The organism is Sphingopyxis sp. KK2, from assembly GCF_001990265.1.
In the GTDB taxonomy this organism is placed as follows: Bacteria; Pseudomonadota; Alphaproteobacteria; order Sphingomonadales; family Sphingomonadaceae; genus Sphingopyxis.
Map to the genome: position 1 here is coordinate 1 of NZ_LYVN01000054.1, position 24,529 is coordinate 24,529.

General features: G+C 66.2%; 23 protein-coding genes and 1 pseudogene. 11 read left to right on the forward strand and 13 right to left on the reverse strand.

Features of this window, described 5'->3' with window-relative positions:
* From B1A78_RS10840 to B1A78_RS22085, 5 genes are all read right to left on the reverse strand, one after another.
* The coding region (locus B1A78_RS10840) for a hypothetical protein (RefSeq protein ID WP_218667963.1) at nt 1-341 on the reverse strand (341 nt) is incomplete at its 3' end.
* Nucleotides 338-1,219 carry a pirin family protein gene (locus tag B1A78_RS10845; RefSeq protein ID WP_077146982.1) on the reverse strand — a complete coding sequence of 294 codons (882 nt, stop codon included), beginning with the start codon at nt 1,217-1,219 and terminating at the stop codon, nt 338-340. The genes B1A78_RS10840 and B1A78_RS10845, both read right to left, overlap by 4 nt.
* 3 nt (nt 1,220-1,222) lie before the next feature.
* A complete protein-coding gene (locus B1A78_RS10850) occupies nt 1,223-1,594 on the reverse strand; it encodes a cupin domain-containing protein (protein WP_218667964.1) in 372 nt (123 codons plus the stop codon).
* Nucleotides 1,591-2,046: an NUDIX hydrolase gene (locus B1A78_RS22080; protein ID WP_083734067.1), complete on the reverse strand. Its 456-nt coding sequence runs from the start codon at nt 2,044-2,046 to the stop codon at nt 1,591-1,593. Before B1A78_RS22080 ends, B1A78_RS10850 begins: the two co-directional genes overlap by 4 nt.
* Nucleotides 2,047-2,325 (reverse strand): BolA family transcriptional regulator, encoded by a 279-nt coding sequence (locus B1A78_RS22085; protein ID WP_256837830.1) that lies wholly within the window; start codon nt 2,323-2,325, stop codon nt 2,047-2,049.
* A gap of 64 nt (nt 2,326-2,389) precedes the next feature.
* Here B1A78_RS22085 and B1A78_RS10860 point away from each other — a divergent pair, with 64 nt between their 5' ends.
* From B1A78_RS10860 to B1A78_RS10875, 4 genes are all read left to right on the forward strand, one after another.
* Nucleotides 2,390-2,983, forward strand: coding sequence for a DnaJ domain-containing protein (locus B1A78_RS10860; protein WP_077146983.1), 594 nt, complete (start codon nt 2,390-2,392; stop codon nt 2,981-2,983).
* Between the two features lie 13 nt (nt 2,984-2,996).
* Nucleotides 2,997-3,434, forward strand: coding sequence for an ester cyclase (locus B1A78_RS10865; protein ID WP_077146984.1), 438 nt, complete (start codon nt 2,997-2,999; stop codon nt 3,432-3,434).
* Nucleotides 3,435-3,525: 91 nt separating this feature from the next.
* Entirely contained in the window at nt 3,526-4,515 is a 990-nt protein-coding gene (gene cobS, locus B1A78_RS10870; RefSeq protein ID WP_077146985.1) for a cobaltochelatase subunit CobS, read from the forward strand.
* Complete coding sequence (locus B1A78_RS10875) at nt 4,515-5,702, forward strand: alpha/beta hydrolase (RefSeq protein WP_256837834.1); 1,188 nt, start codon at nt 4,515-4,517, stop codon at nt 5,700-5,702. The genes cobS and B1A78_RS10875 overlap by 1 nt, the downstream gene beginning before the upstream one ends.
* 3 nt (nt 5,703-5,705) lie before the next feature.
* Here B1A78_RS10875 and B1A78_RS23110 read toward each other — a convergent pair whose 3' ends face one another.
* Together B1A78_RS23110 and B1A78_RS10880 are read right to left on the reverse strand one after the other, a co-directional pair.
* Nucleotides 5,706-5,840, reverse strand: coding sequence for a hypothetical protein (locus tag B1A78_RS23110; RefSeq protein WP_256837836.1), 135 nt, complete (start codon nt 5,838-5,840; stop codon nt 5,706-5,708).
* Nucleotides 5,837-7,033 (reverse strand): MFS transporter, encoded by a 1,197-nt coding sequence (locus tag B1A78_RS10880; protein ID WP_144037778.1) that lies wholly within the window; start codon nt 7,031-7,033, stop codon nt 5,837-5,839. The genes B1A78_RS23110 and B1A78_RS10880 overlap by 4 nt, the downstream gene beginning before the upstream one ends.
* 112 nt (nt 7,034-7,145) lie before the next feature.
* On the opposite strand from B1A78_RS10880, the gene cobT reads away from it, so the two are divergent.
* From cobT to B1A78_RS10905, 5 genes are all read left to right on the forward strand, one after another.
* Nucleotides 7,146-8,969 (forward strand): cobaltochelatase subunit CobT, encoded by a 1,824-nt coding sequence (gene cobT, locus B1A78_RS10885; protein WP_077146988.1) that lies wholly within the window; start codon nt 7,146-7,148, stop codon nt 8,967-8,969.
* Nucleotides 8,970-9,148: 179 nt separating this feature from the next.
* Complete coding sequence (locus B1A78_RS10890; protein ID WP_077146989.1) at nt 9,149-10,795, forward strand: acetolactate synthase large subunit; 1,647 nt, start codon at nt 9,149-9,151, stop codon at nt 10,793-10,795.
* A 117-nt stretch (nt 10,796-10,912) separates the two neighbouring features.
* Complete coding sequence (locus tag B1A78_RS10895; protein ID WP_077146990.1) at nt 10,913-12,346, forward strand: aldehyde dehydrogenase family protein; 1,434 nt, start codon at nt 10,913-10,915, stop codon at nt 12,344-12,346.
* Between the two features lie 230 nt (nt 12,347-12,576).
* Nucleotides 12,577-13,458, forward strand: a complete 882-nt coding sequence (locus tag B1A78_RS10900; RefSeq protein WP_077146991.1) for a UDP-2,3-diacylglucosamine diphosphatase — start codon at nt 12,577-12,579, stop codon at nt 13,456-13,458.
* Nucleotides 13,458-14,513: a glycosyltransferase family 1 protein gene (locus B1A78_RS10905; RefSeq protein ID WP_077146992.1), complete on the forward strand. Its 1,056-nt coding sequence runs from the start codon at nt 13,458-13,460 to the stop codon at nt 14,511-14,513. Before B1A78_RS10900 ends, B1A78_RS10905 begins: the two co-directional genes overlap by 1 nt.
* Here B1A78_RS10905 and B1A78_RS22280 read toward each other — a convergent pair.
* On the reverse strand, nt 14,510-16,978 hold the full coding sequence (locus tag B1A78_RS22280) for a TonB-dependent receptor plug domain-containing protein (protein ID WP_077146993.1): 2,469 nt from the start codon (nt 16,976-16,978) through the stop codon (nt 14,510-14,512). The genes B1A78_RS10905 and B1A78_RS22280 overlap by 4 nt on opposite strands.
* Nucleotides 16,979-17,244: 266 nt before the next feature.
* Between B1A78_RS22280 and guaA the strand changes: the two genes are divergently transcribed.
* Nucleotides 17,245-18,819 (forward strand): glutamine-hydrolyzing GMP synthase, encoded by a 1,575-nt coding sequence (gene guaA, locus B1A78_RS10915; protein WP_077146994.1) that lies wholly within the window; start codon nt 17,245-17,247, stop codon nt 18,817-18,819.
* A gap of 115 nt (nt 18,820-18,934) precedes the next feature.
* On the opposite strand, the gene B1A78_RS10920 is transcribed toward guaA, so the two are convergent.
* The 4 genes from B1A78_RS10920 to B1A78_RS10935 all read right to left on the reverse strand — a co-directional run bounded on the left by B1A78_RS10920 (nt 18,935) and on the right by B1A78_RS10935 (nt 23,291).
* On the reverse strand, nt 18,935-19,219 hold the full coding sequence (locus tag B1A78_RS10920) for a DUF3325 domain-containing protein (RefSeq protein ID WP_077146995.1): 285 nt from the start codon (nt 19,217-19,219) through the stop codon (nt 18,935-18,937).
* A complete protein-coding gene (locus B1A78_RS10925) occupies nt 19,216-20,772 on the reverse strand; it encodes a PepSY domain-containing protein (protein WP_077146996.1) in 1,557 nt (518 codons plus the stop codon). The genes B1A78_RS10920 and B1A78_RS10925 overlap by 4 nt, the downstream gene beginning before the upstream one ends.
* Entirely contained in the window at nt 20,769-21,077 is a 309-nt protein-coding gene (locus tag B1A78_RS10930; protein WP_077146997.1) for a hypothetical protein, read from the reverse strand. Before B1A78_RS10930 ends, B1A78_RS10925 begins: the two co-directional genes overlap by 4 nt.
* 105 nt (nt 21,078-21,182) lie before the next feature.
* Nucleotides 21,183-23,291, reverse strand: a complete 2,109-nt coding sequence (locus B1A78_RS10935) for a TonB-dependent siderophore receptor (RefSeq protein WP_077146998.1) — start codon at nt 23,289-23,291, stop codon at nt 21,183-21,185.
* A 180-nt stretch (nt 23,292-23,471) separates the two neighbouring features.
* Between B1A78_RS10935 and B1A78_RS10940 the strand changes: the two genes are divergently transcribed.
* Nucleotides 23,472-24,131 (forward strand): DUF4198 domain-containing protein, encoded by a 660-nt coding sequence (locus B1A78_RS10940; RefSeq protein ID WP_077146999.1) that lies wholly within the window; start codon nt 23,472-23,474, stop codon nt 24,129-24,131.
* A 55-nt stretch (nt 24,132-24,186) separates the two neighbouring features.
* Here the strand turns inward: B1A78_RS10940 and B1A78_RS22635 are convergent.
* A pseudogene (locus B1A78_RS22635) lies at nt 24,187-24,529 on the reverse strand (hypothetical protein); the annotation flags it as partial.

A 24,529-nucleotide genomic window follows, 5' to 3' on the forward strand; every position in this document is an offset into this window, starting at 1 on the left:
TTCCTGAGCACGATCAGCCCGCCATAGGCGACTTCGGGACTGCCGCCCTCCTCGGTCATCCCGATGCTTGGTGCCGACCAATGGGCGTAGACGACATAGCTATGGTCGCCGTTCACGAAGCGGAGCGTCTGGTCCTCGCCGCGCGGATAGAGGGTGCGGTGATAGAAGAGCTTGCCGCCGGCGGCATCGGCGACGAGCCGCAGCTCGGCCTTTGTCGCCGTGCCGTAGCGATAGACGAGTGCGCCGTCCTGCTGCGTCACCGTCAGCCTTTTGCCGCCGATCGCGCAGTCGAACACCGGTTCCGGCGCCGCAGCCATGGCGAGCGCCAGCAACAGGCTCATGGATAGCTGACCGTCTTCGGCACTTCCGGGATCGGGATGAACTCCTCGCTGTCGCCGGGGACGAGCGGGAATTTGCGCTCTTTCCAGTCGTGCTTCGCCTGATTGATCCGGTCGCGCGACGAGCTGACGAAATTCCACCAGACATGGCGCGGGGTGGTGAACGCCTCGCCGCCGAGCAGCATCACGCGTGCGTCGCTGTTCGCGCGCAGCGTCATCGCCTGCCCGGGTTTCAGGATATAGAGGCTGTGCCGCTCGAGCACCTCGCCGTCGAGGCTGGCGTCGCCGAGCGCCACCAGGATTGCGCGTTCGTCGGCTTCGGCCTCGATCGGGATCGTCGCGCCGGCGTTCATCAGGATGTCGGCATAGATCGTCGCGCTATGCTGGGTGATCGGCGAGGTCGCGCCCCAAAGGCTGCCCATGATGATCCGCGCCGACACGCTGCCATCCTCGATCAGCGGCAGATCGTCCTTCGCGACATGTTCGAACGCCGGGTCGATCTCCTCCTTGCCGTCGGGCAGCGCGAGCCAGGTCTGCATGCCCGAGATCGGCGACCCGGTGGCGCGCTCGGCGGCCGGGGTGCGCTCCGAATGGACGATGCCATGCCCCGCGGTCATCAGGTTGCACGCGCCGGGACGGATCGTCGCCCGGGTGCCGAGGCTGTCGCGATGCTCGATCGCGCCTTCGAACAAATAGGTCACCGTCGACAGGTTGATATGCGGGTGCGGACGCACGTCCATGCCCTTGCCGATGTCGAAATGCGCCGGGCCGAACTGGTCGACGAAGATGAAGGGCCCCACCATCGTGCGCGCCTTGTTCGGCAGCGTGCGCCGCACATCGAACGCGCCGATATCATGGGTCGAAGGGGTGATGACGTCCATCGGTCAGTCCAGCCTTTCCAGCGTCTTTCGTGTTTTTTCGGTTTCGACATTGCCCGTGTTCAGCGTCGAATTGGGTTCGAGCAACAGCACCGAACATTCGCCGTCGAGCGCTTCGGGGCAATGCTCGGTCCCGTGCGGCACGATGATGAACTCGCCGGGTTCGACGATCACATCGCCGGTCCGCAGCCCCATCTTCATCCGCCCCGCGACGACGAGGAAAAGTTCGTCTTCGGCGTCATGATGGTGCCAGTCGAACTGGCCCGCGAATTTCACCAGCTTGACCTGAAAATTATTGATGTCGCCCGCGACGCGCGGGTTCCAATGATCGTGGAAGCGGCCAAAAGCCTCCGCCAGATTGACCTTGCCCACCATCATCCTTGCTCCATGACCTTGCGATCGAGCGCCTCGCGCCAGATATCGACCAGATTATCGGGAAACCAGACCTCGTCCTGCGCCTGAAGCTCGTCGGGCGTCCACCAGCGATGATCGAGCATCACCCGCCGTTCGAGGTCGGTGTGCCCGCCGGTATCGATCTCCGCCCGCTCGACCCCGATCTCGAAATATCGTTCTTCGGCATCGACATCGACGCCTTTGAGCGTGACGAAGCGCACGTGGCGCACCGCGACCACCGGTCCGGGGTCGGCGTCGATCCCCGTTTCCTCGCGAAGCTCGCGCCGCGCCGCCTCCTCGAACGTCTCGCCGGGGTCGACCGCGCCGCCGGGCGTACACCAGAAGGGGGCGCGGTCGGCGGGCGTGAAGCGGAACAGCAGCAACCGGCCGGCCGGGTCGGTGACCAGCAGCCGCGCGGCGGGACGCTTGGGCCGCATCTATTCGCCCGGCGCCGTCGCGCGGATCGCGAGCGCATGGACGCGCTGGCCGGGAAGGTCGCCGAGCGCCTTGTTGACCGCGCGCTGGCGCGCAACGCGATTGAGGCCGGCGAAGCCCGCCCACTCGATGTTCAGGCTGAAATGCGACTCGCCGCTGCCGTCGTCGCCGCTATGGCCATGATGCTTGGCGCTGTCGTTGCTGAGGGTGAACTGCGCGTCGGGGAAGGCCGCCGTCAGCAACCCTTCCATCTCTTTTTGTACGGGTCCGGGGGTGCTCATGGGGTTGACCATAGGGCCATCGTCGCCAAATGATAAGACCTCCCCCGATCCCCGAGAGTGCCTTTTGCCGTCCCCGACCCGCCCGACCCGATTCCATGGCCGCGTGCCCCGCGAAGAGCGCTGCGCCGCGCCCGGATGCCGCGAGGCCGGCGAGTTTCGCGCGCCGATTTCGGGCACCCGCTCGCCCGACGGGCCGCCGCAATATCGCTGGCTGTGTCTCGACCATGTCCGTGAATTCAACAGCGGTTACAATTATTTCGAGGGCATGAGCGCCGACCAGATCATGGCGGCGCAGACGCCCACATCGGGCTGGGAAACCGAGAGCCGCACCTTTCGCCCCGCGGGCAGCGCCGACCTGCCGCCGCGCTGGGCCGATTTCAAGGATCCGATCGACGCGCTGGGCGCGCGCTTTCGCCAGCGGATGGATGAGGCGCGGCGCGAAGCGGCGAACCCCGGCCTGTCGCGCGAAGAACATGCCGCGATGCAATTGCTCGCGCTGCCCGCCGACGCCGACCGCGCCGCGCTGCGCCGCCGCTACAGCGAGTTGGTGCGCAAATATCACCCCGACCGCAACGGCGGCGACCGCAGTTTTGAAACGAGACTCGGCGAGGTGGTTGCGGCATATCAGTTGCTCAGAAAGGCCAAAGCCTTCGCCTGACGGGAGAGCTGCAATGAGCGACCTGGACGAAAAGCGCATCGCGGTGGTCCGCCGCCACATGGCGCTGGAAATCACCCACGAATGGGATGCGGTGATCGAGACCTTCGAGCATCCGCGCTACGAACTCCATGGCCCCGGCGCGATCTTCGACGGCGAGGCCGCGGTCCGCAGCTATTTCACCCAGTCGCGCATCCCCTTTCCCGATCAGGGCAACGAGGTGATATCGATCGCCGCCGATGCCGCGACCGACACGGTGCTCGTCGAATTCTGGCTGACCGGCACCCACCTCGGCCCGCTCAACCTGGGGCTGCGCACCGTCGAACCGACGGGCAAGGCGTTCCGCGTCCGCATGGCGGCGAGCTTCCAGTTCGCGCCGGGCAGCGACAAGATCGTCTGCGAGCGCCCCTATTATGACCAGTCGTCGGTATTGCGGGCGCTCGATATCCTCTGAATAAGGCGTTGCATGGCGCAACCCATATCGATACCGCGACGGCGAAGCGCCGCCGCGCGGCGACTCTCTCCTAAATCTGCTGGACTATGACATGACCGATATCCCCAACAGCCTCCCCGACCACCATGGCTCGACGCTGCTCGCGGCGCCCGATACAGAGGTGAGCGCGCGCGAGATGTTCGGGGTCGATATCGACATGATGGTTCCGGCGTTCAGCGAGGCCGACGAGCGCGTGCCCGACCTCGACCCCGCCTATGTCTTCGACGGCGACACGACGCTCGCGATCCTCGCGGGCTTCAAATATAATCGCCGCGTCATGGTGCAGGGCTATCACGGCACCGGAAAATCGACGCATATCGAACAGGTCGCCGCGCGGCTGAAATGGCCGTGCATCCGCGTCAACCTCGACGCGCATATCAGCCGTATCGACCTCGTCGGCCGCGACGCGATCGTGCTGCGCGATGGCCAGCAGGTCACCGAGTTCCGCGAAGGCCTGCTCCCCTGGGCGCTGCAGACCCCGACCGCGCTGGTGTTCGACGAATATGACGCGGGCCGTCCCGACGTGATGTTCGTGATCCAGCGCGTGCTGGAGACCGAGGGCAAGCTGACCCTGCTCGACCAGAACCGCGTGATCCGCCCGAACCCCAATTTCCGCCTCTTCTCGACCGCGAACACCGTCGGGCTCGGCGACACGAGCGGGCTGTACCATGGCACGCAGCAGATCAACCAGGGCCAGATGGACCGCTGGAACATCGTCGTCACGCTGAACTATCTGCCCGCCGCGACCGAAAGCGCGATCATCCTCGCCAAGGTGCCCGACACCGACGACACGACGGTGGCGAACATGGTCAAGGTCGCCGACCTGACCCGCCAGGGCTTCATCAACGGCGACATCTCGACCGTGATGAGCCCGCGCACCGTGATCAGTTGGGCGCAGAATGCCGCGATCTTCAACAACCTCGGCTTCGCCTTCCGCCTGTCGTTCCTCAACAAGTGCGACGAGGCCGAACGGATGATCGTCGCCGAATATTATCAGCGCGTGTTCGGCGAAGACCTGCCCGAGGGCGTCGTCGGCAAGTGATGCGGCTGCGCCACCTGATGGTGGCATCTGCCGCGCTGCTCCTCTCGGGCTGCGTCAGCGCGGTCGACTACGGCAAGGTCCGCCATGCCGACTATGTCGCCGACCCGCGCTGTGCCGCGCAGCCCGGCGCCGTGGTCGACGAGGCCGCCCTGCCTTTGTTCTTCGCGACGAGCCGGCTGCCCGATTGCCGCAGCCCCGACATCCGCCTGCTCACCCATCGCGGCGATCATGTCCGCTATGGCCGGTTCGGCCTGCCGCAGGAAACCAGGATCGACGGCAAGAAGCGGCTGCTGACCCCGATGGCGTTCCAGGCGCCGGGCGACTGGTGGCAGGCGCTGCAGGCCGAGACCGACCGGCGGCAGGGGCGCGTGCTGCTCTACGTCCATGGTTATCGCGAGAGTTTCGAAACCACGTCGAAGGACGCGGCGCAGATCGCGCGGATGACGGGCTTCGACGGGCCGGTGGTCGAATATAGCTGGCCGTCGCAGCACGACCTGCTCGGCTATGCGGTCGACGAAACCAACATGTATCACGACGTCCGCAATTTCCGCGACTTCCTGAAAACCATGGCCGAGCAGCCTTGGGTCAAGGAGATCGTCATCGTCTCGCACTCGCTCGGCGCGCGGCTGGTGATCCCGGCGGTCTCCTATGTCGATCGCTCGTCGAGCAGCGCCGACAGCAGCAACATCTCGAACATCATCCTCGCCTCGCCCGACATCGATCGCGAGACCTTCGAGCGCGACATCGAAGAGGAAGTGCTCGCCGCGCGCCGCGTCGCGCGCGACCGGCGGATCACCGTCTATGTCTCGGGCCGCGACAAGGCGCTCGCGGCGTCGCGCACGCTGCACGGCTATCCGCGGCTCGGCTCGCCCTATTGCTTCGATCCGTTCGAGGCGGCCGGCCTGAAAGCCAAGGGCCTGCCGGTCCGCTGCTATGCCGCCGCGGTCCCCGGCCTCACCATCGTCGACACCACCGACGTGTCGCGCGGATCGACAGGGCACAGCAATTTCCTGCGCAGCGCGGTCGCGTGCCGCGATTTCGTCGACGTGGTTGCAGGCAAGCGCAGCCGGTCCGAACGCGTCGCGACGCAATTTCCGCATGTGTTCCGGCTGGCGCCCGACCCGGCCGCGCCGAAGGAGCAGGACGAGGCGATCTGCAACCGCACCCCGCTGGAAATACTGCAATAGCGCTCAGCCGAAGCCGCACATGATCGCGATGCCGGTGAGCCAGACCACCGGCCCCTCGCCCGTCCACAGCCACAGCCCACCGACCGCGACGAGCGCGAACAGCACGAGCGCCACCCAATCCTGTCGCGCCAGCCTCATGCGGCCTGCAGCCGTTTGACCGGCGCGTCGGCGATCGGCAGGTGGACGATCCCCGCGAAGAGGCCGAGCGCGATCGAAAAGCCCCAGGCGATGTCATAGCTGCCCGTCCGGTCGAAGATCAGCCCCGCCATCCACGCGCCGAAAAAGCTGCCGACCTGGTGGCTCAAGAACACGATGCCATAGAGCATCGACAGGTAGCGGATGCCGAAGATGCGCCCGACGATTCCGCTGGTGAGCGGCACGGTGCCGAGCCACAGGAAACCCATCGCCCCCGCGAACACCAAGGCGCTCGCATGGCTCAAAGGCAGGAAGAGAAAGAGCGCGATTACCGCCGAGCGCGCGACATAGAGCCCCGACAGCACATATTTCTGGCGCAGAAAGTCGCCCGCGCGGCCGAACACATAGGAACCGAGGATGTTGAACAGCCCGACCAGCGCGAGCACCTGCGCCCCGATTCCGATCCCCAGCCCCTTGTCGTCGAGATAGGCCGGCAGATGCGTCGCGATGAAGGCGATGTGGAAGCCGCAAACGAAGAAGCCAGCGTTGAGCAGCCAATAGCCGCGATGGACCGCCGCCTCGCGCAGCGCCTCGCGCGCGCTCTGCTCGACCTCGAGGGTCAGGCTGGCACCGCCATCGGTCCGCCCGGCAACGCCGATCGCGAGCAGCCCGCACAGCGCGACGAGCCCCGCCATGATCCACAAGGTCTCGTGATAGCCGATGGTGCCGAGCAGCATCGAGGCGAGCGGCACGACGAGGAACTGACCGAGCGATCCACCCGCGGTGACGATGCCGAAGGCGCCGCTACGCTTTTCGGGCGACACCACCCGACCGACCGCGCCGAGCACGACGACGAAGGTCGTCGCCGACTGCGCCATGCCGATCAGCAGGCCGAAGCTGATGTGCAGCCCGATCGCGTCGGTCGCAAAGGCCGCGCCGACCAGCCCGAGCGCATAGAGGAGCGCACCCGCGAGCACGACGCGCCCCGCGCCATGCTTGTCGGCGAGTGCCCCGACGAAGGGCTGCACCAGCCCGAAGAGCAAATTCTGGAGCGCCATCGCGAGCCCGAAGTCCGAGCGGCTGATCCCGATATCGACGCTCATCTGCGGCAGGAAAAGGCCGAAGCTCTGGCGCACGCCCATCGCCAGCGTGACGATGAACGCCGCGCAAAGGATGACGATCCAGGGCTGTTTCATCGGGGAGGATGCGCGGGAAGCCATGAGGTGCCGATGCTCTTGCGATCGGGCCGGGTCAAGCGAGCATAGCTATCTTCCCCCCAAGACCAAAGCTGGTTAGAGCCGACTCGCCATGACCACCTCTTCCCCCCTCGACGATTTCAAGGCCGCGCTGTCGAGCGTGGCGCGCGCGGTGACGCGCGATGCCGAGGTCGAGGTCGGCTTCACCGCCGACGCGCCGGCGCAGATCGGCAAGACGATCAAGGTGCCGACCCCGTCGCGCACCCTGCCCGCCGAGCAGGTCGCCGAGGCGCGCGGGTTCGCCGATGGCTATGCGCTGCGGATGAAGCATCATAGCGAAAAGCTCCACGCCGCAGCGCGTCCTGGCGAGCCGCTCGCCGCCGCCGCTTTCGACGCCATGGAGCGCGCGCGGATCGAGGCGCTGGGCGCGCGCAACATGGACGGCATGCGCGCCAATCTGTCGGCGAGCCTCGCCATGCGGATGCGGTCGGACCCGATCGCGCGCGCGCAGAGCCGCGACGACGTCCCCGTATCCTCGGCGCTCGAACTGATGCTGCGCGAGGCGCTGACCGGCGAAGCGCCGCCGCCGGGGACCGAAAAGGGGCTCGGGCTGATCAGCGACTGGATCGCCGGAGCGGCGGGCGGCGACATCGCCGCGCTCGGGATGCTCGTCGACGACCAGGCAGCCTTCGCCGAAACCGCCAAACTTGCGCTCCGCCACCTCGACCTCATCTATGGCGACGAGCCGATGGACGAGGGCGCCGAGGACAGCGGCGACGAGGACCAGAGCGAAGCCGAAGAATCGCAGGACGAACAGGAAAGCGAGGAAGGCGGCAGCAGCGAGCAGCAGGTCGACGCGCGCGCCGAAACCGCGGGCGACCAGGCCGACGACGGCGACAGCGACCCCGACGCGCAGGAAATGGAAGCCGACGGCGAACCCGAAATGGGCGGCGAAGGCGACGAGGGCATGCTGCCCGTGCGCCCCAACCGCCTGCCCACCGACGTCCCCGATTTCAACTATGTCCGCTTCACCGAAAAGCATGACGAGATCATCGCCGCGACCGAACTGTGCGATGCCGACGAACTGACGCGGCTGCGCGCCTATCTCGACCAGCAGATGCAGCATCTGCAAGGTGCGGTGACCAAGCTCGCCAACCGGCTCCAGCGCCGATTGATGGCGCAGCAGAACCGCGCCTGGGATTTCGACCAGGAGGAAGGCCAGCTCGACGCCGCGCGGCTCGCGCGCGTCATCGTCTCGCCGGGCCAGTCCCTGAGCTACAAGATCGAGCGCGATACCGACTTCCGCGACACCGTCGTCACGCTGCTGATCGACAACAGCGGTTCGATGCGCGGCCGCCCGATCAGCATCGCGGCGATCAGCGCCGACATCCTCGCGCGCACGCTCGAACGCTGCGGCGTGAAGACCGAGATTTTGGGCTTCACCACGCGGACGTGGAAGGGCGGGCAGAGCCGCGAGGACTGGCTCGCCGCGGGGCGTCCGCCGCACCCCGGCCGCCTCAACGACCTTCGCCACATCATCTACAAGCCCGCCGACGAACCCTATCGCCGCGCGCGCAAATCGCTCGGGCTGATGATGCGCGAAGGGCTGCTCAAGGAAAATATCGACGGCGAGGCGCTGATCTGGGCGCACAGCCGCATCGTCAACCGTCCCGAGGAACGCCGCATCCTGATGGTGATCAGCGACGGCGCGCCGGTCGACGACAGCACGCTGTCGGTCAATCATGGCGCCTATCTCGACCAGCATCTGCGCCAGGTGATCGAATGGATCGAGAACCGCTCGCCGGTCGAACTGTGCGCGATCGGCATCGGCCACGACGTCACGCGCTACTATAGCCGCGCGGTGACGATCATGGACGCCGAACAGCTCGGCGGCACGATGGTCGAGCAGCTTGCGGGATTGTTCGATATCGATTGAGCGGCGGTCGCCCGCGGGTGGGTGACAACGCCTTTCCCCCTCGTTACAACCGCTTCCCGATGCAGCAGGGACTCGCGGCCTGACGACGAGTGCCCCTGTATTGAAACAAGTGTCGAGGGTCGCCGGCACGGACTTGGGGCCGCACCAATGGGGTGCATGGCTGAGGGGGCGACTGTCACATGAAAAAAGCATCCGACCTGTTCATCGAATGCCTGGAGGAAGAAGGCGTCGAATATATTTTCGGCGTTCCGGGTGAAGAGAATCTCGACTTCCTCGACAGCCTGTCGCGGTCGACCAAGATCAAGCTGATCCTGACGCGGCACGAACAGGGCGCGGGCTTCATGGCCGCGACTTACGGTCGCCACACCGGCAAGACCGGCGTCTGCCTTGCGACGCTCGGCCCCGGCGCCACCAACTTCGTCACCGCCGCTGCCTATGCGCAGCTCGGCGGCATGCCGATGATGATGATCACCGGGCAAAAGCCGATCAAGAAGTCGAAGCAGGGCCGCTTCCAGATCCTCGACGTCTGCTCGATGATGTCGCCGATCACCAAATTCACCCATCAGATGGCGTCGTCGGACAATATCCCGAGCCGCGTGCGCGAGGCGATCCGCCTTGCCGAGGAAGAAAAGCCCGGCGCGGTGCATATCGAGCTGCCTGAAGACATCGCCGACGAGCATACCGATTCGCGTCCGCTGAAGCGCAGCCATGCGCGGCGCCCCAACGCCGACACCAAGTCGATCCGCGAGGCGGTGAAGGCGCTCGAGAATGCCAAATCGCCCGTGCTCGTCATCGGCGCCGGCGCCAACCGCACGATGACCAGCCGCATGCTGCTGCAATTCATCGAGAAGACCGGCATCCCCTTCCTCACCACCCAGCTCGGCAAGGGCGTGATCGACGAGCGGCATCCGAAGTTCCTCGGCTGCGCCGCGCTGTCGGCGGGTGACTTCGTCCACCGCGCGGTCGAAGCGTCGGATTGCATCGTCAATCTCGGCCATGACGTGATCGAAAAGCCGCCCTTCTTCATGAAGGAGGATGGCCCGACGGTGATCCACATCTCGAGCAAGACCGCCGAGGTCGACCCCGTCTATTTCCCGCATATCGAGGTGATCGGCGACATCGCCAATGCGGTGTGGCAGATCAAGGAAGACATCGTCCCCAGCGGCAGCTGGAAATTCGACCATATGCTGGCCTATCGCCAGGGCGAGGTCGACCATACCGCCCCGCTCGCCAAGGACGAACGTTTCCCGATCTTCCCGCCGCATCTGGTCCAGTCGATCCGCGACGCAATGCCCGACGACGGCATCATCTGCCTCGACAATGGCGTGTACAAGATCTGGTTCGCGCGCGGCTACACCGCCTATCGCCCGAACACGGTGCTGCTCGACAATGCGCTCGCGACGATGGGCGCCGGCCTGCCGAGCGCGATGATGTCGTCGATGATCTATCCCGACCGCAAGGTGATGGCGATCTGCGGCGACGGCGGCTTCATGATGAACAGCCAGGAAATGGAGACCGCGGTCCGCCTCGGCCTCAACATGACGGTGCTGATCCTCAACGACAACAGCTATGGCATGATCCGCTGGAAACAGGCGAACATGGGCTTCAAGGATTGGGGCCTGACCTATGGCAACCCCGATTTCGTCAAATATGCCGAAAGCTATGGCGCGCACGGCCACCGCGTCGAAAGCGCCGCACATCTCAAGGAACTGCTCGCACACACCCGCGATACGCCGGGCGTGCATCTGATCGACTGCCCGGTCGATTATAGCGAGAACGACCAGATCCTGAATATCGACATCAAGAAGCTGTCGAAGGAAATGTAACTTTGAGTCCCCCTCCCGCAAGCGGGAGGGGTTAGGGGTGGGCGTGAGCGCAGCGAGCGTGCGACCTCTACAGGCCCACCCCGGCCCCTCCCGCCAGCGGGAGGGGGGAGAAAGTGAATGAAACTCAAAGACGTCTACCCGCTCTATCTCAACAACAAGGCTGTGCAGCCGAACACCGACCTTGAGGTTATCGACAAATATACCGGCGAGGTGGCCTTCCGCACCGCGCTGGCAACCCCCGATGTGATCGACGAAGCGATCGCCGGCGCCGTCCGCGCCGCCGAACCGATGGCGCGGCTCGCGAGTTTCGAGAAGCGCGATGTGCTCACGCATTGCGTCACGCGCTTTCAGGAGCGATTCGACGAACTCGCCTATGCGCTGTGCGTCGAAGCGGGCAAGCCGATCGCCGATGCCGAGGGCGAAGTCAGCCGCCTGATCGACACCTTCCGCATCGCCGCCGAAGAAGCGGTGCGCAACTATGGCGAAATCCAACCGCTCGACATCTCGGCGCGCGCCAAGGGCTATATGGGGATGTGGAAGCGCGTGCCGATCGGCCCGTGCAGTTTCATCTCGCCGTTCAATTTCCCGCTCAACCTCGCCGCGCACAAGATCGCGCCGGCGATCGCGATCGGCTGTCCCTTCGTGATGAAGCCCGCGTCGATGACGCCGCTCGGCGCGATCATCATGGGCGAGGTGCTCGCCGAATGCGACATATTGCCCGAGGGTGCGTTCAGCATCCTCCCCGCGAGCCGCGCCGGTGCCGACCTGTTCACCACCGACGAGCGGCTGAAACTCCTCTCCTTCACCGGCTCGCCGGGCGTTGGCTGGGATTTGAAGGCCAAGGCGGGCAAGAAAAAGGTCGTGCTCGAACTCGGCGGTAACGCCGCGGTCGTGGTCGACAAGGACGCCGACCTCGACCATGCGCTCGCGCGGATCATCTTCGGCGGCTATTACCAGTCGGGGCAAAGCTGCATCCACGTCCAGCGCGTGATCATCCATGAGGACATCTACGAGACCTTCCGCGACATGCTCACCGCGAAGGTCAAGACGCTGAAATCGGGCGATCCCAAGCTCCACGACACCTTCATCGGCCCGATGATCTCGGTCAAGGAAGCACAGCGCCTGAAAGGCTGGATCGACGCCGCGGTGGCGGCGGGTGCCACCCTGCTCGCGGGCGGCGGCTGCGAAGGCAATATGCTCGAGGCCGCATTGCTTGAGAATGTCCCGCGCGACGCCGATGTGGTGGTCGAGGAAGCGTTCGGTCCCGTCGTCGTGCTGTCGAAGTTCGCGAAGTGGGACGAAGCGCTGGCCGAGGTCAACGACAGCAAGTTCGGGTTGCAGGCCGGGCTGTTCACCAGTGACCTGCACAAGGTGCTCGAGGCGTGGGACCATCTCGACGTCGGCGGCATCGTCGTCAACGACGTGTCGAGCTACCGCGTCGACAACATGCCCTATGGCGGGGTGAAGGACAGCGGGCTCGGCCGCGAAGGGGTGCGCTTCGCGATCGAGGACATGAGCGAGATCCGCAATCTTGTGATCCGGCGGGTCTAACCTTCAAAAAGATCTCGTCATTGCGAGCGAAGCGAAGCAATCCGGAGCGGTTTACGCCCATCTGGATTGCCGCGTCGCCTTCGGCTCCTCGCAATGACGAGGATTGAACAGCTGAGATCGTCACCGAACTGCCCCGAAACTTTCTCCGAACTGTCGCGGCTTCGATTCCCGCGCTGTAACAAAACTCCTGTCTAGCCCGTGGGCAGCAAAGGCTGCTTTCGGAGCATGACATGGCGTCGATTTCCACCCTGCCGATCCCCGCCCGTTTCCCCGACCCCTTCACCACCGACCCGCATATTCCCGAACGCGTCATCGGCGAACGGCGAAGCTATCGGACGGTGTGGGTCAGCGACATCCACCTCGGCACCCGCGGCTGCAACGCCGCGATGCTCATCGATTTCTTCGACCATGTCGATTGCGAGACACTCTATCTCGTCGGCGACATCATCGACGGCTGGCGGCTCAAGAAGCGCCATTTCTGGCCGCCCGAGCATAATGACGTCGTGTGGCGCGTGCTCAAGCGCGCCAAGCGCGGCACGCGCGTCGTCTATGTCCCCGGCAACCATGACGAGATGATCAAGCCCTTCGACGGTTTCGATTTCGGCGGGGTCGAGATTCGCCGCGAGGCAATCCACGAAACCGCGACGGGCAAGAAACTGCTCGTCGTCCATGGCGACGATTTCGACGCGGTGATGCTCGCGCACCGCTGGCTCGCCTTTGTCGGCGACGCCGCCTACACCGCGCTGATGAAGTGCAACGTCGCGGTCAACGCGGTGCGCAAGAAGCTCGGCCTGCCCTATTGGTCGCTGTCGATGGTCGCCAAGCACAAGGTCAAGAACGCCGTCCAGTTCATCGGCCGTTACGAGGAAGTCGTCGCGCATGCAGCACGCACGCGCGGGGTCGACGGCGTGGTGTGCGGCCACATCCACAGCGCCGAGATGCGCGAGATCGAGGGCGTCGACTATTATAACGACGGCGACTGGGTCGAAGGCTGCACCGCGCTGGTCGAGCATCACGACGGCACGATGGAAATCCTGCACTGGGCGCAGGAAGTCGCGCAGCGCAGCGCCCCGGCGCAGCTGTCGCTGCCCGCTCCGGCGCGGGCGGCCTGATGCGGATCCTGATCGTCAGCGACGCGTGGGAGCCGCAGGTCAACGGCGTCGTCCGCACGTTGCAGGCAACGATCGGCGAATTGCGCGCTGCGGGGCATGAGGTCGGCGTGATCTCCCCCGACCTGTTCCGCTCAGTCCCCTGCCCCTCCTACCCCGAAATCCGCCTCGCCTTCGCCGGCTGGCGCAAGGTCGGGCGGCATATCGCCGCCTTCGCCCCGGAGGCGATCCATATTTCGACCGAGGGGCCGCTCGGCATGGCGGCGCGGCGCTGGTGCATCCGCAACCAATTCCCCTTCACCACCGCCTATCACACACGCTTCCCCGAATATGTCGCGGCGCGGTTGCCCGTCTCGCCTGCCTTCGTCTGGCGTTTCATCCGCTGGTTCCACCGCCCGGCGCGCCACATCATGGTCGCGACGCGCAGCCTCGCGCGCGAGCTCGCCGGCCAGGGGCTCGGCCAGACGATGCTGTGGGAACGCGGGGTCGATCATGACCTGTTTCGTCCCGACCGCGCGCCGCATCCGGCGTTCGTCAGCCTGGCGCGCCCGATCCAGCTCTATGTCGGCCGGGTCGCGGTCGAAAAGAATATCGAGGCCTTTCTCGACACCGACCAGCCCGGCACCAAGGTGGTCGTCGGCGACGGCCCGGCCCTCGCCGAACTGCGCGCGCGCTATCCGGGCGCGCTGTTCCTCGGCAAGCAGACCGGCGCCGCGCTCGCGTCGGCCTATGCCGGCGCCGACGTCTTCGTCTTCCCGAGCAGGACCGACACCTTCGGCCTGGTCATCATCGAAGCGCTGAGCGCGGGCACGCCGGTCGCCGCCTATCCGGTGCCCGGCCCGGCCGACATCATCCGCGATGGTGCGGGGGCGCTCGACGCCGATCTCGACGCGGCCATCGCCGCCGCGCTGGTCTGCGACCGCGCCGATGCGGCCGCGCTCGGCGCGCGCTACAATTGGTTCGCCTGCACCGCGCAATTCGCGAAGGCGCTGACCTTCGTCCCCGCAAGCGCGGCCCCGAAGGGCGCCGCACTCGGCACGACGATCCTCTCGGCCTAAAAAGCCTTGCGCCACTCCAGCTCGATATAGCGGCCCAAGGGGTCGATATAGCCCGGCTGGTAGTTGAGCGGCACGGCGCCGTTGCCGTCGGTGATCTTGCGCTGCGCGTCGAAGATGTTGTCGACCGCGAGGCGCAGGCGCGAGCCCTTGAGGAAGGGCATCTTCTCGAGCAGCTTGGGCTTCTGGTTAAAATCCATGAAGACGCGCAGGTTGAAGGTCGCGAGGTCGCCGAAGTTCAGGTCGCCCGCGGTCCCGCCGGTCACGGTGCTGCCGCTGTCGTACTTCGCGCTCACGCGCACGCCGAGGCCCTTGTTGAAGACGCCGCCGTCGAGCTCGAACAGGTGGCGGTTGCTGCCGCCATTGCTGCCCGTCGCCGAGCCGTCGAGCAGGTCGAGTTCGGGCACGCCGGGACGGATCAGTACCGTGTCGGTCAGCTTGAGCGTGTGATAGAGCGACACCTGCCAGCGCCCGCCCTGCGGGCCGCCGAACATGCCGCCGGGGCCGCCCGGGCCACGCCCGCCGCCGCCCGCGCGCGGACCGCCGCCGCCGGGACCGCCCGGGCCGCGCTGCGCACCCGGACCGCCTTCGCCGCCGGGGGGACGCCCGCCCGCGCCTTCGGGCCGCGCGCCGCCGGGGCCACCGGCACCGGGGCCGCCCTGTTGCTGCTGGCCGAAGCTCTTGCCGAAGTTGAAGCCCCAGCGGATCTGCGAATTTTCGGTGCGGTCGTAATTGACCGGCCGCTGGTCGAGCGCGATCAGCACGCCATTCGCGTCGCGGGTGACGCGATCGGGGAAGGCCGCCTCGATCTCCGGGGTCAGCAGCGGGAAGCTGTTCGCCGTGTCATAGCTTTTGTTGCGGTTGTAATTGACCGAGAAATTCAGCCCCTCGATCATCGGCGGCGACCAGTTCAGCCCCAGCTTGAGGTCGCGGCGCTGTTCGGCGAGCAGGGCGGGATTGCCGCCGGTCGTCGTGGTAATCTGCACCGTCTGACCGGTCGCGAAATCATAATAGGTGACCGCAGGCGTCACCAGCGGCGCGGCACCGAGCTGCTGGATGCCCGGCGCGGCCTCGTCGCTGTTGAAGCTCGCGACGACCGACAGATTGTCGGTGATGCCCCAGTTTACGTTCGCGCCCCAGCTCTTGAGTGCGGCGAAATCGCTCGGGTCCTGATATTGGCCGCTGAGCGTCAGCGACACCCGGCCGATGCCGCCACTGCCATATTCGGGATCGAGCAGCGGGATGGTGAGCGACCCGAGCACGCCCGGCAGGTCGCGTGCGAGGTCGGTGTTCACCGTCGCCAGCGCGGTTTGCGACCGGCTGTTGAAGCGCAGCCCCGAATAGCTCGCGGTTGCCGACAGACGGATCGGCCCCGCCCAGCCGTCGCCGAGCCCGCCCGAGATATTGGCGTTGCCGCCGAAGCTCTGCTGGCTGCTGTCGAACCGGTCGCGCACGCCGCTGATGCGGTCGGTGAAGATCAGCGAATCGGCATCCGAATAATTGGCGCCCGCCGACCAGCGCCAGTCGCCGATCATGCCGTTGACGCTGGCGGTCGACGCGAGGTTGCGGCTGCGACTGTCGCGCATCAGCGGGTCGGTGACGCCGCCCACGCCGGGGCCGAGCAGCGACAGGCTGTCGGTCTGGTCGAACCGTATGTTGATCGACGCATCGGTGAGCTTGTTCAGGCTGCGCTGGACCGTCGCGTCGATCTTGTAGGTGTCGGTCGCGGGCAGCAGGCTGCGCACCGGCGCCTCGGCGGCCTGCGCGGGGGTGTCATAGTCGAGATTGCGCTCGCTCTCGCGGAGCATGGTCGCATGTTCCCAGCCGGCGTTGATGTTTACGCGGCCATTTTCGCCGATCATCAGGAAGCTGGGTTCGATTTCGCTCTGGAAACGCCCGCCCTGCGTCGGGATGCCGCCCTCGGCCTCGACCGTGATCTGGCGGAAATTGGGCTTGAGCACGAGGTTGACGACGCGCTCGTCGGCCGAATAGCCATATTGCAGCGCGACTTCCTCGGGAAAGACCTCGACCTTGGCGATCGCTTCGGGGGGCAGGTTGCGCACCTCGCCAAAGCCGCCGACGCGGCGCCCGTTGACGAGGATGATCGGCCGCCCGCTGCCGCGCCCGCGGCCCGAGCGCGTCTGCGGCGCGAGCGCGGTGAGCAATTCCTCGACGTTCGACACGCCATAGCTGGCGATCGCGGCTTCATCGAGTTCGGCCTCGGCGGTAAAATCGGTGTCGAGCTGTCCGGCAAGGCGCGGCGCGGTGACGACGATCTCGTCCTCATAACCGTCGTCGTTGCTGCCCTGCGGATCGACCGCCGTGACGTCGACCGGCTGGTCGGCGGCCGCCACGGCAGCGATTGCGACCGGATCGGCCACAGTTTCGGCCATCGCCGGGCAGGCCAGCGATGCGCCTGCCGCGAGCAGTACGGCCTTGACCGACAAGGAGGAGGACAGTTTCTGCATGAGAGGGAAGAGCCTTTTTCTTTTATCTTTGTCTTTGTTTAGCGAGGCGGGCTGAACCCGCCCTGACGTCCAGTTGCCCCGGCCGTTCAGCTAGGCGGCGTTTGTCGCAACAATATGGCAGTGCAACAAAAGTTCCACGAACGGCGGATAGGGGCCGCCCGACAGCAGTCCCATGCTAGAACGAAAAAGGGGCGCCCCGACGGGACGCCCCTTTTTCTGTGGCCGGAACTACTGGACACAAACGGGCCGCCTCCTTAGGTGGCGCCATGTCCATACAACCTCCCGAATCCATCCTGATCGTCGATTTCGGGTCGCAAGTGACCCAGCTGATCGCCCGCCGCGTCCGCGAAGCCGGGGTGTATAGCGAAATCGTCCCCTTCACCCAGGCCGAAGCCGCGCTCGAGCGCATGAAGCCGATGGGCGTGATCCTTTCGGGATCGCCCGCCTCGGTCCCCGACGAGGGCAGCCCGCGCGCGCCGCAGTCGGTGTTCGACAGCGGCCTGCCGGTGCTCGGCATCTGTTACGGGCAGCAGGTCATGAGCGCCCAGCTCGGCGGCCGGGTCGAACCCGGCGGCGCCGATGGCGAACGCGACGGCGAGTTCGGCCGAGCCTTCCTGACCGTCACCGAACCCTGCGTGTTGTTCGACGGATTGTGGGAGGTCGGCGAACGCCACCAGGTCTGGATGAGCCATGGCGACAAGGTGACCGAGTTCGCTCCCGGTTTCCGCATCGTCGCGGTCAGCGACGGCGCCCCCTTCGCGCTGATCGCCGACGACGAACGCCGCTATTATGGCACGCAGTTCCACCCCGAGGTCGTCCACACCCCCGATGGCGCCAAGCTGATCGCGAATTTCGTCCGCCACGTCTGTGGCTGTTCGGGCGACTGGACGATGGCCGAGTTTCGCGCCACCAAGATCGCCGAAATCCGCGCGCAGGTCGGCGACAAGCGCGTGCTGTGCGGCCTGTCGGGCGGCGTCGACAGCGCGGTCGCCGCGGTGCTGATCCACGAGGCGATCGGCGAGCAGCTCACCTGCGTCTTCGTCGACCATGGCCTGCTGCGCATGAACGAGCGCGAACAGGTCGAGCGCCTGTTCCGCGACCATTACAACATCCCGCTCGTCGTCGTGGATGCCGAAGAACGCTTCATGGCGGGGCTCGCCGGGGTCACCGACCCCGAGGCGAAGCGCAAGTTCATCGGCGGCGAATTCATCAATGTGTTCGACGAGGAAGCGCAGAAGCTCGGCGGCGCCGATTTCCTAGCGCAGGGCACGCTCTATCCCGACGTGATTGAATCGGTTTCTTTCACAGGCGGCCCGAGCGTCACGATCAAAAGCCATCACAATGTCGGCGGCCTGCCCGCGCGCATGAAGATGGCGCTGGTCGAACCGCTGCGCGAACTCTTCAAGGACGAGGTCCGCCTGCTCGGCAAGGAGCTCGGCCTGCCCGACATCTTCGTCGGCCGCCACCCCTTCCCCGGCCCCGGCCTTGCGATCCGTATCCCCGGCGAGGTCAGCAAGGACCGCTGCGACATTTTGCGTAAGGCCGACGCGGTCTATCTCGAGGAAATCCGCAACGCCGGGCTGTACGACGCAATCTGGCAGGCCTTTGCGGTGCTGCTGCCGGTCAAGACCGTCGGCGTGATGGGCGATTACCGCACCTACGACCATGTCTGCGCGCTGCGCGCCGTGACCTCCACCGACGGCATGACCGCCGACATCTATCCCTTCGATGCCAGCTTCCTCAGCCGCTGCGCGACGCGCATCATCAACGAGGTGCAGGGCATCAACCGCGTCGTCTACGACTATACGTCGAAGCCGCCGGGAACGATCGAGTGGGAATAGGATAGCGTCCGACTATCCCGGATTGCGTTGGCGGCCCTGCTCGGCGAGGCTGATCGCCCGCACGATGACAGCGGTCCACCCGCGGCCCGACGGCCGGTCCGCGCCGTAAGAGCGCTCAGCGCGAAGCTTCGCGCCCCTGCCGGATCGAAAGCGCCGTCATGGTCACGAGTGCACCGAGGCTCGCGGCGCCGAGCCACTCGACCGCTCCCGCCGCCCATCCGATCCCGTGTCCCGCCACATAGAAGGCGAGCGCAAGGCTGAGCAGCCCGCCCCACCGGGCATGGCGCGTCGTTCGCGCCGAAAGCTTGCGACCGACCAGCGCGGACTGGTGCCGCGTGCGCGACAGGCACAGGAGCGCGAAGCCCGTCGTCGTGAACAGCAGCAGCAGAATATGGGTCATAGCGCCTCCGCCGCCGTGGGTGACGGCTTGGCCGACCGGCCCACTGGCTTGGCCGTTCGCCGCAACACCCGCGACGCCGCCCAGCCGAAGCCCGCGGCGGCAAGCAGCATCGCCAGGTCGAAGCCGGCAAAGACCCGGTCGCCCGCGATCAGGCTCGCCACCAGCGACCGGTCGGTGGTCAGCGCATTGACGATGGGCACGCAGGCGAAGGCGATCGCCGTCACCGCCAGTGCCTCGGGCCAAGCGCGCGGCGTGGGGCGCACCCCCGCCCAGACGAAGGTGGCGCCCCAGGCGATGAAGAAGGCGGCAATCTCGCGGTCGCTTCGCCCGTCGCCGGCAAGCGGCAGCAGGCGGTTGGCGAGGAAATAGGCGGCGATGGCAAAGGGCAGCCCGGCTATCGCGCCGATGTTGAGCTTTTCGACGAGGCGGAAGCCAAAATGCGGTCGGTCGGGATCGGCCAGCTTGGCGCGGCGCTTGACCGTCCACAGGATCAGGCCCGACCCCACCATGACGCAGCCGGCAAGGCCCGAGAGGAAATAGAGGGTGCGCAGCACGGCGCTGGCAAAGCGGCCCGCGTGCAGCCCGATCATCGTGCCTTCGGTCGCGCTCGCGGCGCCCGAGGGATCATGGGCGCCGACAAGCTTTCCGGTCACGCCGTCGAAGGTCAGCGAACGCGGCCGGACCGACATGCCCGCGTCGGGCGCGGTCGACACGATCACCTGCGCGGTCCGGTCGCCGGGATTGAGGACACGCACGCTCCCGGCGCCCGCGCCCCACGTCCGTTCGGCCCGCTCGACCAGCGGCGCGATCGCAGTGAGCGGCGCCGGCCCGGCCTTCTCCGCCGGCGCAGGCCAGGGAAAGGCCGCCTCGAAGAATTTGTCTTCGCTCGCATAATTGGCGGCGATGCCCCACGGCATATAGTGCGTCGCGAGGCTGACCAGCCCGGTATAGGTGATCATCAGGATGAAGGGCAGGAACAGCACGCTCGACGCATTATGCGCATCGAGCCAGCTGCGCTGCCCCTTGCCGAGCCGGAGCAGGAAGAAGTCGGCGATGATCTTCTTGTGCGTGACGATCCCCGACAGGATCGCGACGAGCATCGCCATCGCGGCGATGCCGACGATCCAGCGCGCCCAATACCAGTTGATATAATAAAGATCGTAATGGAAGCGGTAGAGGAAGGCGCCGCCGCGCGTGTCGCGCGCCTCCACCTTGTGCCCGGCGCCGTCGAGGCGCGCACTGGTCGGCGCATCTTCGGGCGCGTCGGGACCATTGACCCAATAGAGTTGCAGCCCCGCGGCGCGCTTGCCCGCCGAATAGATCGACCATTCACCGGCGCCTGGCACCTCCCGCGCCAGCCAGCGCGTCGCCGCCGCGTAACTCTCCGCGCCGTCGGCGGACACGCCCTGCACCTCGGGGGTCATCCAGGCGGTGATCTCCTCCTGGAAATAGGATGAGGTTCCGGTGACGAAGATCGCGAACAACAGCCAGCCGAGCAGCAGGCCGGTCCAGGTATGGAGCCACGCCATCGATTGGCGGAAACCATTTTTCACAGCCTGCCTCCCCAGGCGATCAGGCACCAGTCGGCGGCGGCGGCCGCGATGCCGGTCGCGATCAGACCCAGCCACAGCCGCGGCACCGAGCGAACCGCAAAGGCGGTCATCGCGATCGCCGCAAAGACAAGGAAGGACAGGAGCGTCGCGCCGATCGTCGCCTGCGCGGCGCTGCCCGGCAGCAGCCGCGCGAGCAGCATCGTCAACGCACTCGTCACGGCATAGTTGAGCGGCACCGCCGCGAGCGCGCGCACCGCGACGTCCCACCGACCATTGGCGCGCGATAATCCGGCTGACCTGCTCATGCCGCCCCTATCGCAAGATTGCGACTGCCTCGCAATAGCCTGCCCTGTCATCATCCACGGCCACCCCGTCGAGCGGGCGTCCGCCACGCGGCACGCCCCCTGCGATCAGAAGCGATAGCCGAGCGTGCCCATGACATTGCGCGGCGCGCCGACGAAACAGTCGCCGCGCGCGAGGCAGGACGCGAAATATTTGTTGTTGAACAAATTGGTCGCGTTGACCGCCAGCCGCCAATTGTTCCAGTTGATCTCGGCGAGCGCGTCGACCGTCGTGCGGTCGGGCGTGACGATCGACCAGACCGGGCTGGTCGAGACGCTCTTGCCGCTATACACGACGCCGGCGCCGAGGCGCAGCTGTGCTTCGCCCGCGAGGCCGAAGGTCTTGGTCGACCAGAGCGATGCGGTGTGGCGCGGCATATAGTCGAGGCTGGTGTTGGTTTCCGACCGGAGCTTCGAATAGCCGTAATTGGCGAGCAATTCGAAATTGCCGGGCAGCGTGTGGCTCGCCTCGATCTCGAAGCCCTTGGTGTTGAGTTCGCCCGACTGCGTGGTGCCGCCCGCGGCGAGATAGAGGACGCGGTTGCGTTCCTTGATCTTGAAGGCGGTGGCGGTGACGAGCGTGGCCGGGGTCGGCTGCCATTTCACGCCGATTTCATACTGCGTACCGGTCTGCGGGACATAGGGATCGCCAAAGGTGCCGTCGCCATTGTCGATCCGGCCCGCGACCGGCAGGAAGCTCTCGGTATAGCTGAAGAAGGGCGAGAAACCGGCGCCGACCTCGCCGATGATGCCGGCGCGGAAGGTGGTGGCATTGTCCTTCTGCCCCGACGAGCCGGTGACGCGGTCGCGGCGCGCGCCGAGCACGACCGAGACGCGGTCGTAAAAACGGATCTGGTCCTGGACATAGACGCCCAGCTGCTTCTGGCTTTCGGTGGTGAAGGGGCCGCCGGGTTCATAGGTCAGCAGAGCATCATAATCGATGTCGTAGAGATCGACGATCTCGAAGCCGAAGATCCCGCGCTTCTGCACCTTGTTCCAGCTGTAATCGAGGCCGACGAGCAGCTTGTGCTCGATATTGGCGCCGGTGTTGAAATTGAACTGCAGATTATTGTCGGTCGAAAAGACGTTCATCCGCGCGTCGCTGGCATCGGCGTAAAGCCCGATGGTGCGACCGTCGGTGCCATAGACTGAAAAGGGATCCTGCGGGTTCGAATAGCTGTCGGCATAGTGCGTCTTATATTCGAGGTCGCTGTCGATGTAGCGTGCCTTGAGGCTGAGCCGCACATTGTCCGAAAAGCGGTGCGTGATCGACCCGCCGCCCTGGAGCGAGCGGCCGGCATAGCGGTCCCAGCCGGGCTTGCCGACGAAAGTGTAGCGGTCGAGTTGCTGGCCGGCGACATCGTTGGGCATGAAGGTGCCGACGATCGGCAGGAACTGCGAGGTCGAGCCGGTGTCATCCTCCTGATAGAGGCCGGTCAGCACGACGTCGGTGTCGGGGGTCGGCTGCCAGCGGATCGAGGGCGCGAACATCACGCGGTCGTCGGGGACATGGTCGACATAGGTGTCGGCATCGCGGGCCCGTCCGACGAAGCGCACCGCGAGATTGTCGGCGAGCGCGAGGTTGACGTCGCCGAGCACTTCCTTGCGGTCGAAGCTGCCATAGACGAGGTTGAGTTCGCCGCGCGTGGTGAAGTCGGGGGTCTTGCTGACGAGGTTGACGAGGCCGCCGATCGATCCTTGTCCGAACAGCACCGATGCCGGGCCGCGGACGATCTCGACGCGCGAGAAATTATAGGGGTCCGAGGTGATCGAGGCATAATAGCTGAAAATGTCGCGCATGCCGTCGCGGAACTGCAGCGCGTCGAGGCCGCGGATGTTGAAGCCATCGACGCGGGTGTCGCGGCCATAGGGGTTGGCGAGGACGCCGGCGGCATATTTCACCGTGTCGCTGATGCTGATCGCGCCCTGCGCCTCATATTGGTCGGCGGTGATGACCTTGACCGGCTGCGGCAGTTCCAGCAGCGCGGTATCGGTCTTGGTCCCGGTATAGCCGGTGACGACGATGGTGTCGCCGTCATCGCCCGCATCGGCTTCGGCGGTTGCAGCCGCTTCGTCGCCGGCGGTCGTCGCCGCCTCGTTTCCTTCGCCCGCCCAAACCGGATTGACTACAAAAGCCAGCGCTGCGGCTCCGCAAAGCGCGATGTTTCGGACGGTCATGGCAATTCCCTTCTTGCGACTCGATCTCAATTTCGGCCGGCGGCTATAGCGAACGCGTTACATTCGCAAGCTATTAATAATCGTTTGCAATAGTGTGGGGGCGGAGCCACAGGCATCGGTCCGGGGTACGTCCCCACAAACGACCATGCCCGCCAGGCATGGCCCCAGGAGGAACAGTCCATGAAAATGACCTTTGCGGCCTTGATCGCCGTCAGCTTCCTCGCATCGCCCGCAGCGGCCCATGAGGTGTGGATCGAGCGCGACGGCACCGGCCCGGCGCGAATCTATCTGGGCGAACCCGCCGACCTCGTTCCCGAAGCGGGCGATCCCGAGTTCCCGAACCTCAAGGCCCCGGCGGTGTTCCAGGCCGACCGCGCGAAGCCCGCGACACTCGCGCGCCGCACCAATCACATCGAGGCGGCCGTGACCGGGACCGGCGATGTGCGGCTGGCCGACGACAATGTCTTCGCGCCCTGGGAGGGCGAGGGCGGCAAATGGGAAGGCGTCGTCTATTATGCGCGCGCCGGTCGCAGCGAGACGGGAACGAAGCTCGACTTCGAGATCGCGCCTACGGCCCCGGACGCCGACAGCTTTGTCGTGACCTGGCTCGGCAAGCCGCTTGCCGGCGCCAAGGTCACCGTCATCAACGCCGACCGCTGGCAGAAGAGTTTCACCGCCGATGCCCAGGGCCGGATCGACGTTCCCGTGACCGCGCCGGGGCGCTACCTCGTCTCGGCAAGCCACACGATCGACGGCGACCGCGCGCTCGGCGGCAAGCAGGTTTCGAAGACGATCAACGTGACGACGCTGACCTTCGTCGAGCCCTCATCCCGGCCTTAACACGTTCGGGGCTGCGCGGGCCGGTCGGAGACGGCCGGCCTTGCGCCGAAATTGATTATCCCGCCGGGGTTTGAGCGCGCGGCTTCACCCGAAGGTCGGGCAGCAGAAGGGCGAGGCCTCCGACGAGGAACCCCGCGTTGACGATCCACGCCACCGCATCGGCCGACGTCGCGCCGCCGCGCAGCACCAGATGCAGCGCGACGGCGAGCAGCATCAGGGCGCCGGTCGCGATCCGCCCTGCCCTGCCGAGCCACGCCGCGTCGAAACGGAACGCGAGCAGCCAGAAGATCACCGACAGCGCCGCCCAGCTTGTAATCGCGATCGTCGCTTCGCCCGCGACCAGGCTGGCCACCGCCGCGCCAGCGATCGCGGCGGGCTGGCCCCAGACGGTCGCCCCC

Excerpts from the sequence above, each read along its gene's own strand:
- B1A78_RS10895 (WP_077146990.1), top strand. The coding sequence starts at position 10,913 with ATGAAACTCAAAGACGTCTACCCGCTCTATCTCAACAACAAGGCTGTG.
- B1A78_RS22280 (WP_077146993.1), bottom strand. The coding sequence starts at position 16,978 with ATGCAGAAACTGTCCTCCTCCTTGTCGGTCAAGGCCGTACTGCTCGCG.
- cobT (WP_077146988.1), top strand. The coding sequence starts at position 7,146 with ATGACCACCTCTTCCCCCCTCGACGATTTCAAGGCCGCGCTGTCGAGC.
- B1A78_RS10940 (WP_077146999.1), top strand. The coding sequence starts at position 23,472 with ATGAAAATGACCTTTGCGGCCTTGATCGCCGTCAGCTTCCTCGCATCG.
- B1A78_RS10865 (WP_077146984.1), top strand. The coding sequence starts at position 2,997 with ATGAGCGACCTGGACGAAAAGCGCATCGCGGTGGTCCGCCGCCACATG.
- B1A78_RS10900 (WP_077146991.1), top strand. The coding sequence starts at position 12,577 with ATGGCGTCGATTTCCACCCTGCCGATCCCCGCCCGTTTCCCCGACCCC.
- B1A78_RS10905 (WP_077146992.1), top strand. The coding sequence starts at position 13,458 with ATGCGGATCCTGATCGTCAGCGACGCGTGGGAGCCGCAGGTCAACGGC.
- B1A78_RS10880 (WP_144037778.1), bottom strand. The coding sequence starts at position 7,033 with ATGAAACAGCCCTGGATCGTCATCCTTTGCGCGGCGTTCATCGTCACG.
- guaA (WP_077146994.1), top strand. The coding sequence starts at position 17,245 with ATGTCCATACAACCTCCCGAATCCATCCTGATCGTCGATTTCGGGTCG.
- B1A78_RS10890 (WP_077146989.1), top strand. The coding sequence starts at position 9,149 with ATGAAAAAAGCATCCGACCTGTTCATCGAATGCCTGGAGGAAGAAGGC.
- B1A78_RS10935 (WP_077146998.1), bottom strand. The coding sequence starts at position 23,291 with ATGACCGTCCGAAACATCGCGCTTTGCGGAGCCGCAGCGCTGGCTTTT.
- B1A78_RS10875 (WP_256837834.1), top strand. The coding sequence starts at position 4,515 with ATGCGGCTGCGCCACCTGATGGTGGCATCTGCCGCGCTGCTCCTCTCG.
- B1A78_RS10930 (WP_077146997.1), bottom strand. The coding sequence starts at position 21,077 with ATGAGCAGGTCAGCCGGATTATCGCGCGCCAATGGTCGGTGGGACGTC.
- B1A78_RS10845 (WP_077146982.1), bottom strand. The coding sequence starts at position 1,219 with ATGGACGTCATCACCCCTTCGACCCATGATATCGGCGCGTTCGATGTG.
- B1A78_RS22085 (WP_256837830.1), bottom strand. The coding sequence starts at position 2,325 with ATGAGCACCCCCGGACCCGTACAAAAAGAGATGGAAGGGTTGCTGACG.
- B1A78_RS23110 (WP_256837836.1), bottom strand. The coding sequence starts at position 5,840 with ATGAGGCTGGCGCGACAGGATTGGGTGGCGCTCGTGCTGTTCGCGCTC.
- cobS (WP_077146985.1), top strand. The coding sequence starts at position 3,526 with ATGACCGATATCCCCAACAGCCTCCCCGACCACCATGGCTCGACGCTG.
- B1A78_RS10920 (WP_077146995.1), bottom strand. The coding sequence starts at position 19,219 with ATGACCCATATTCTGCTGCTGCTGTTCACGACGACGGGCTTCGCGCTC.
- B1A78_RS22080 (WP_083734067.1), bottom strand. The coding sequence starts at position 2,046 with ATGCGGCCCAAGCGTCCCGCCGCGCGGCTGCTGGTCACCGACCCGGCC.
- B1A78_RS10850 (WP_218667964.1), bottom strand. The coding sequence starts at position 1,594 with ATGATGGTGGGCAAGGTCAATCTGGCGGAGGCTTTTGGCCGCTTCCAC.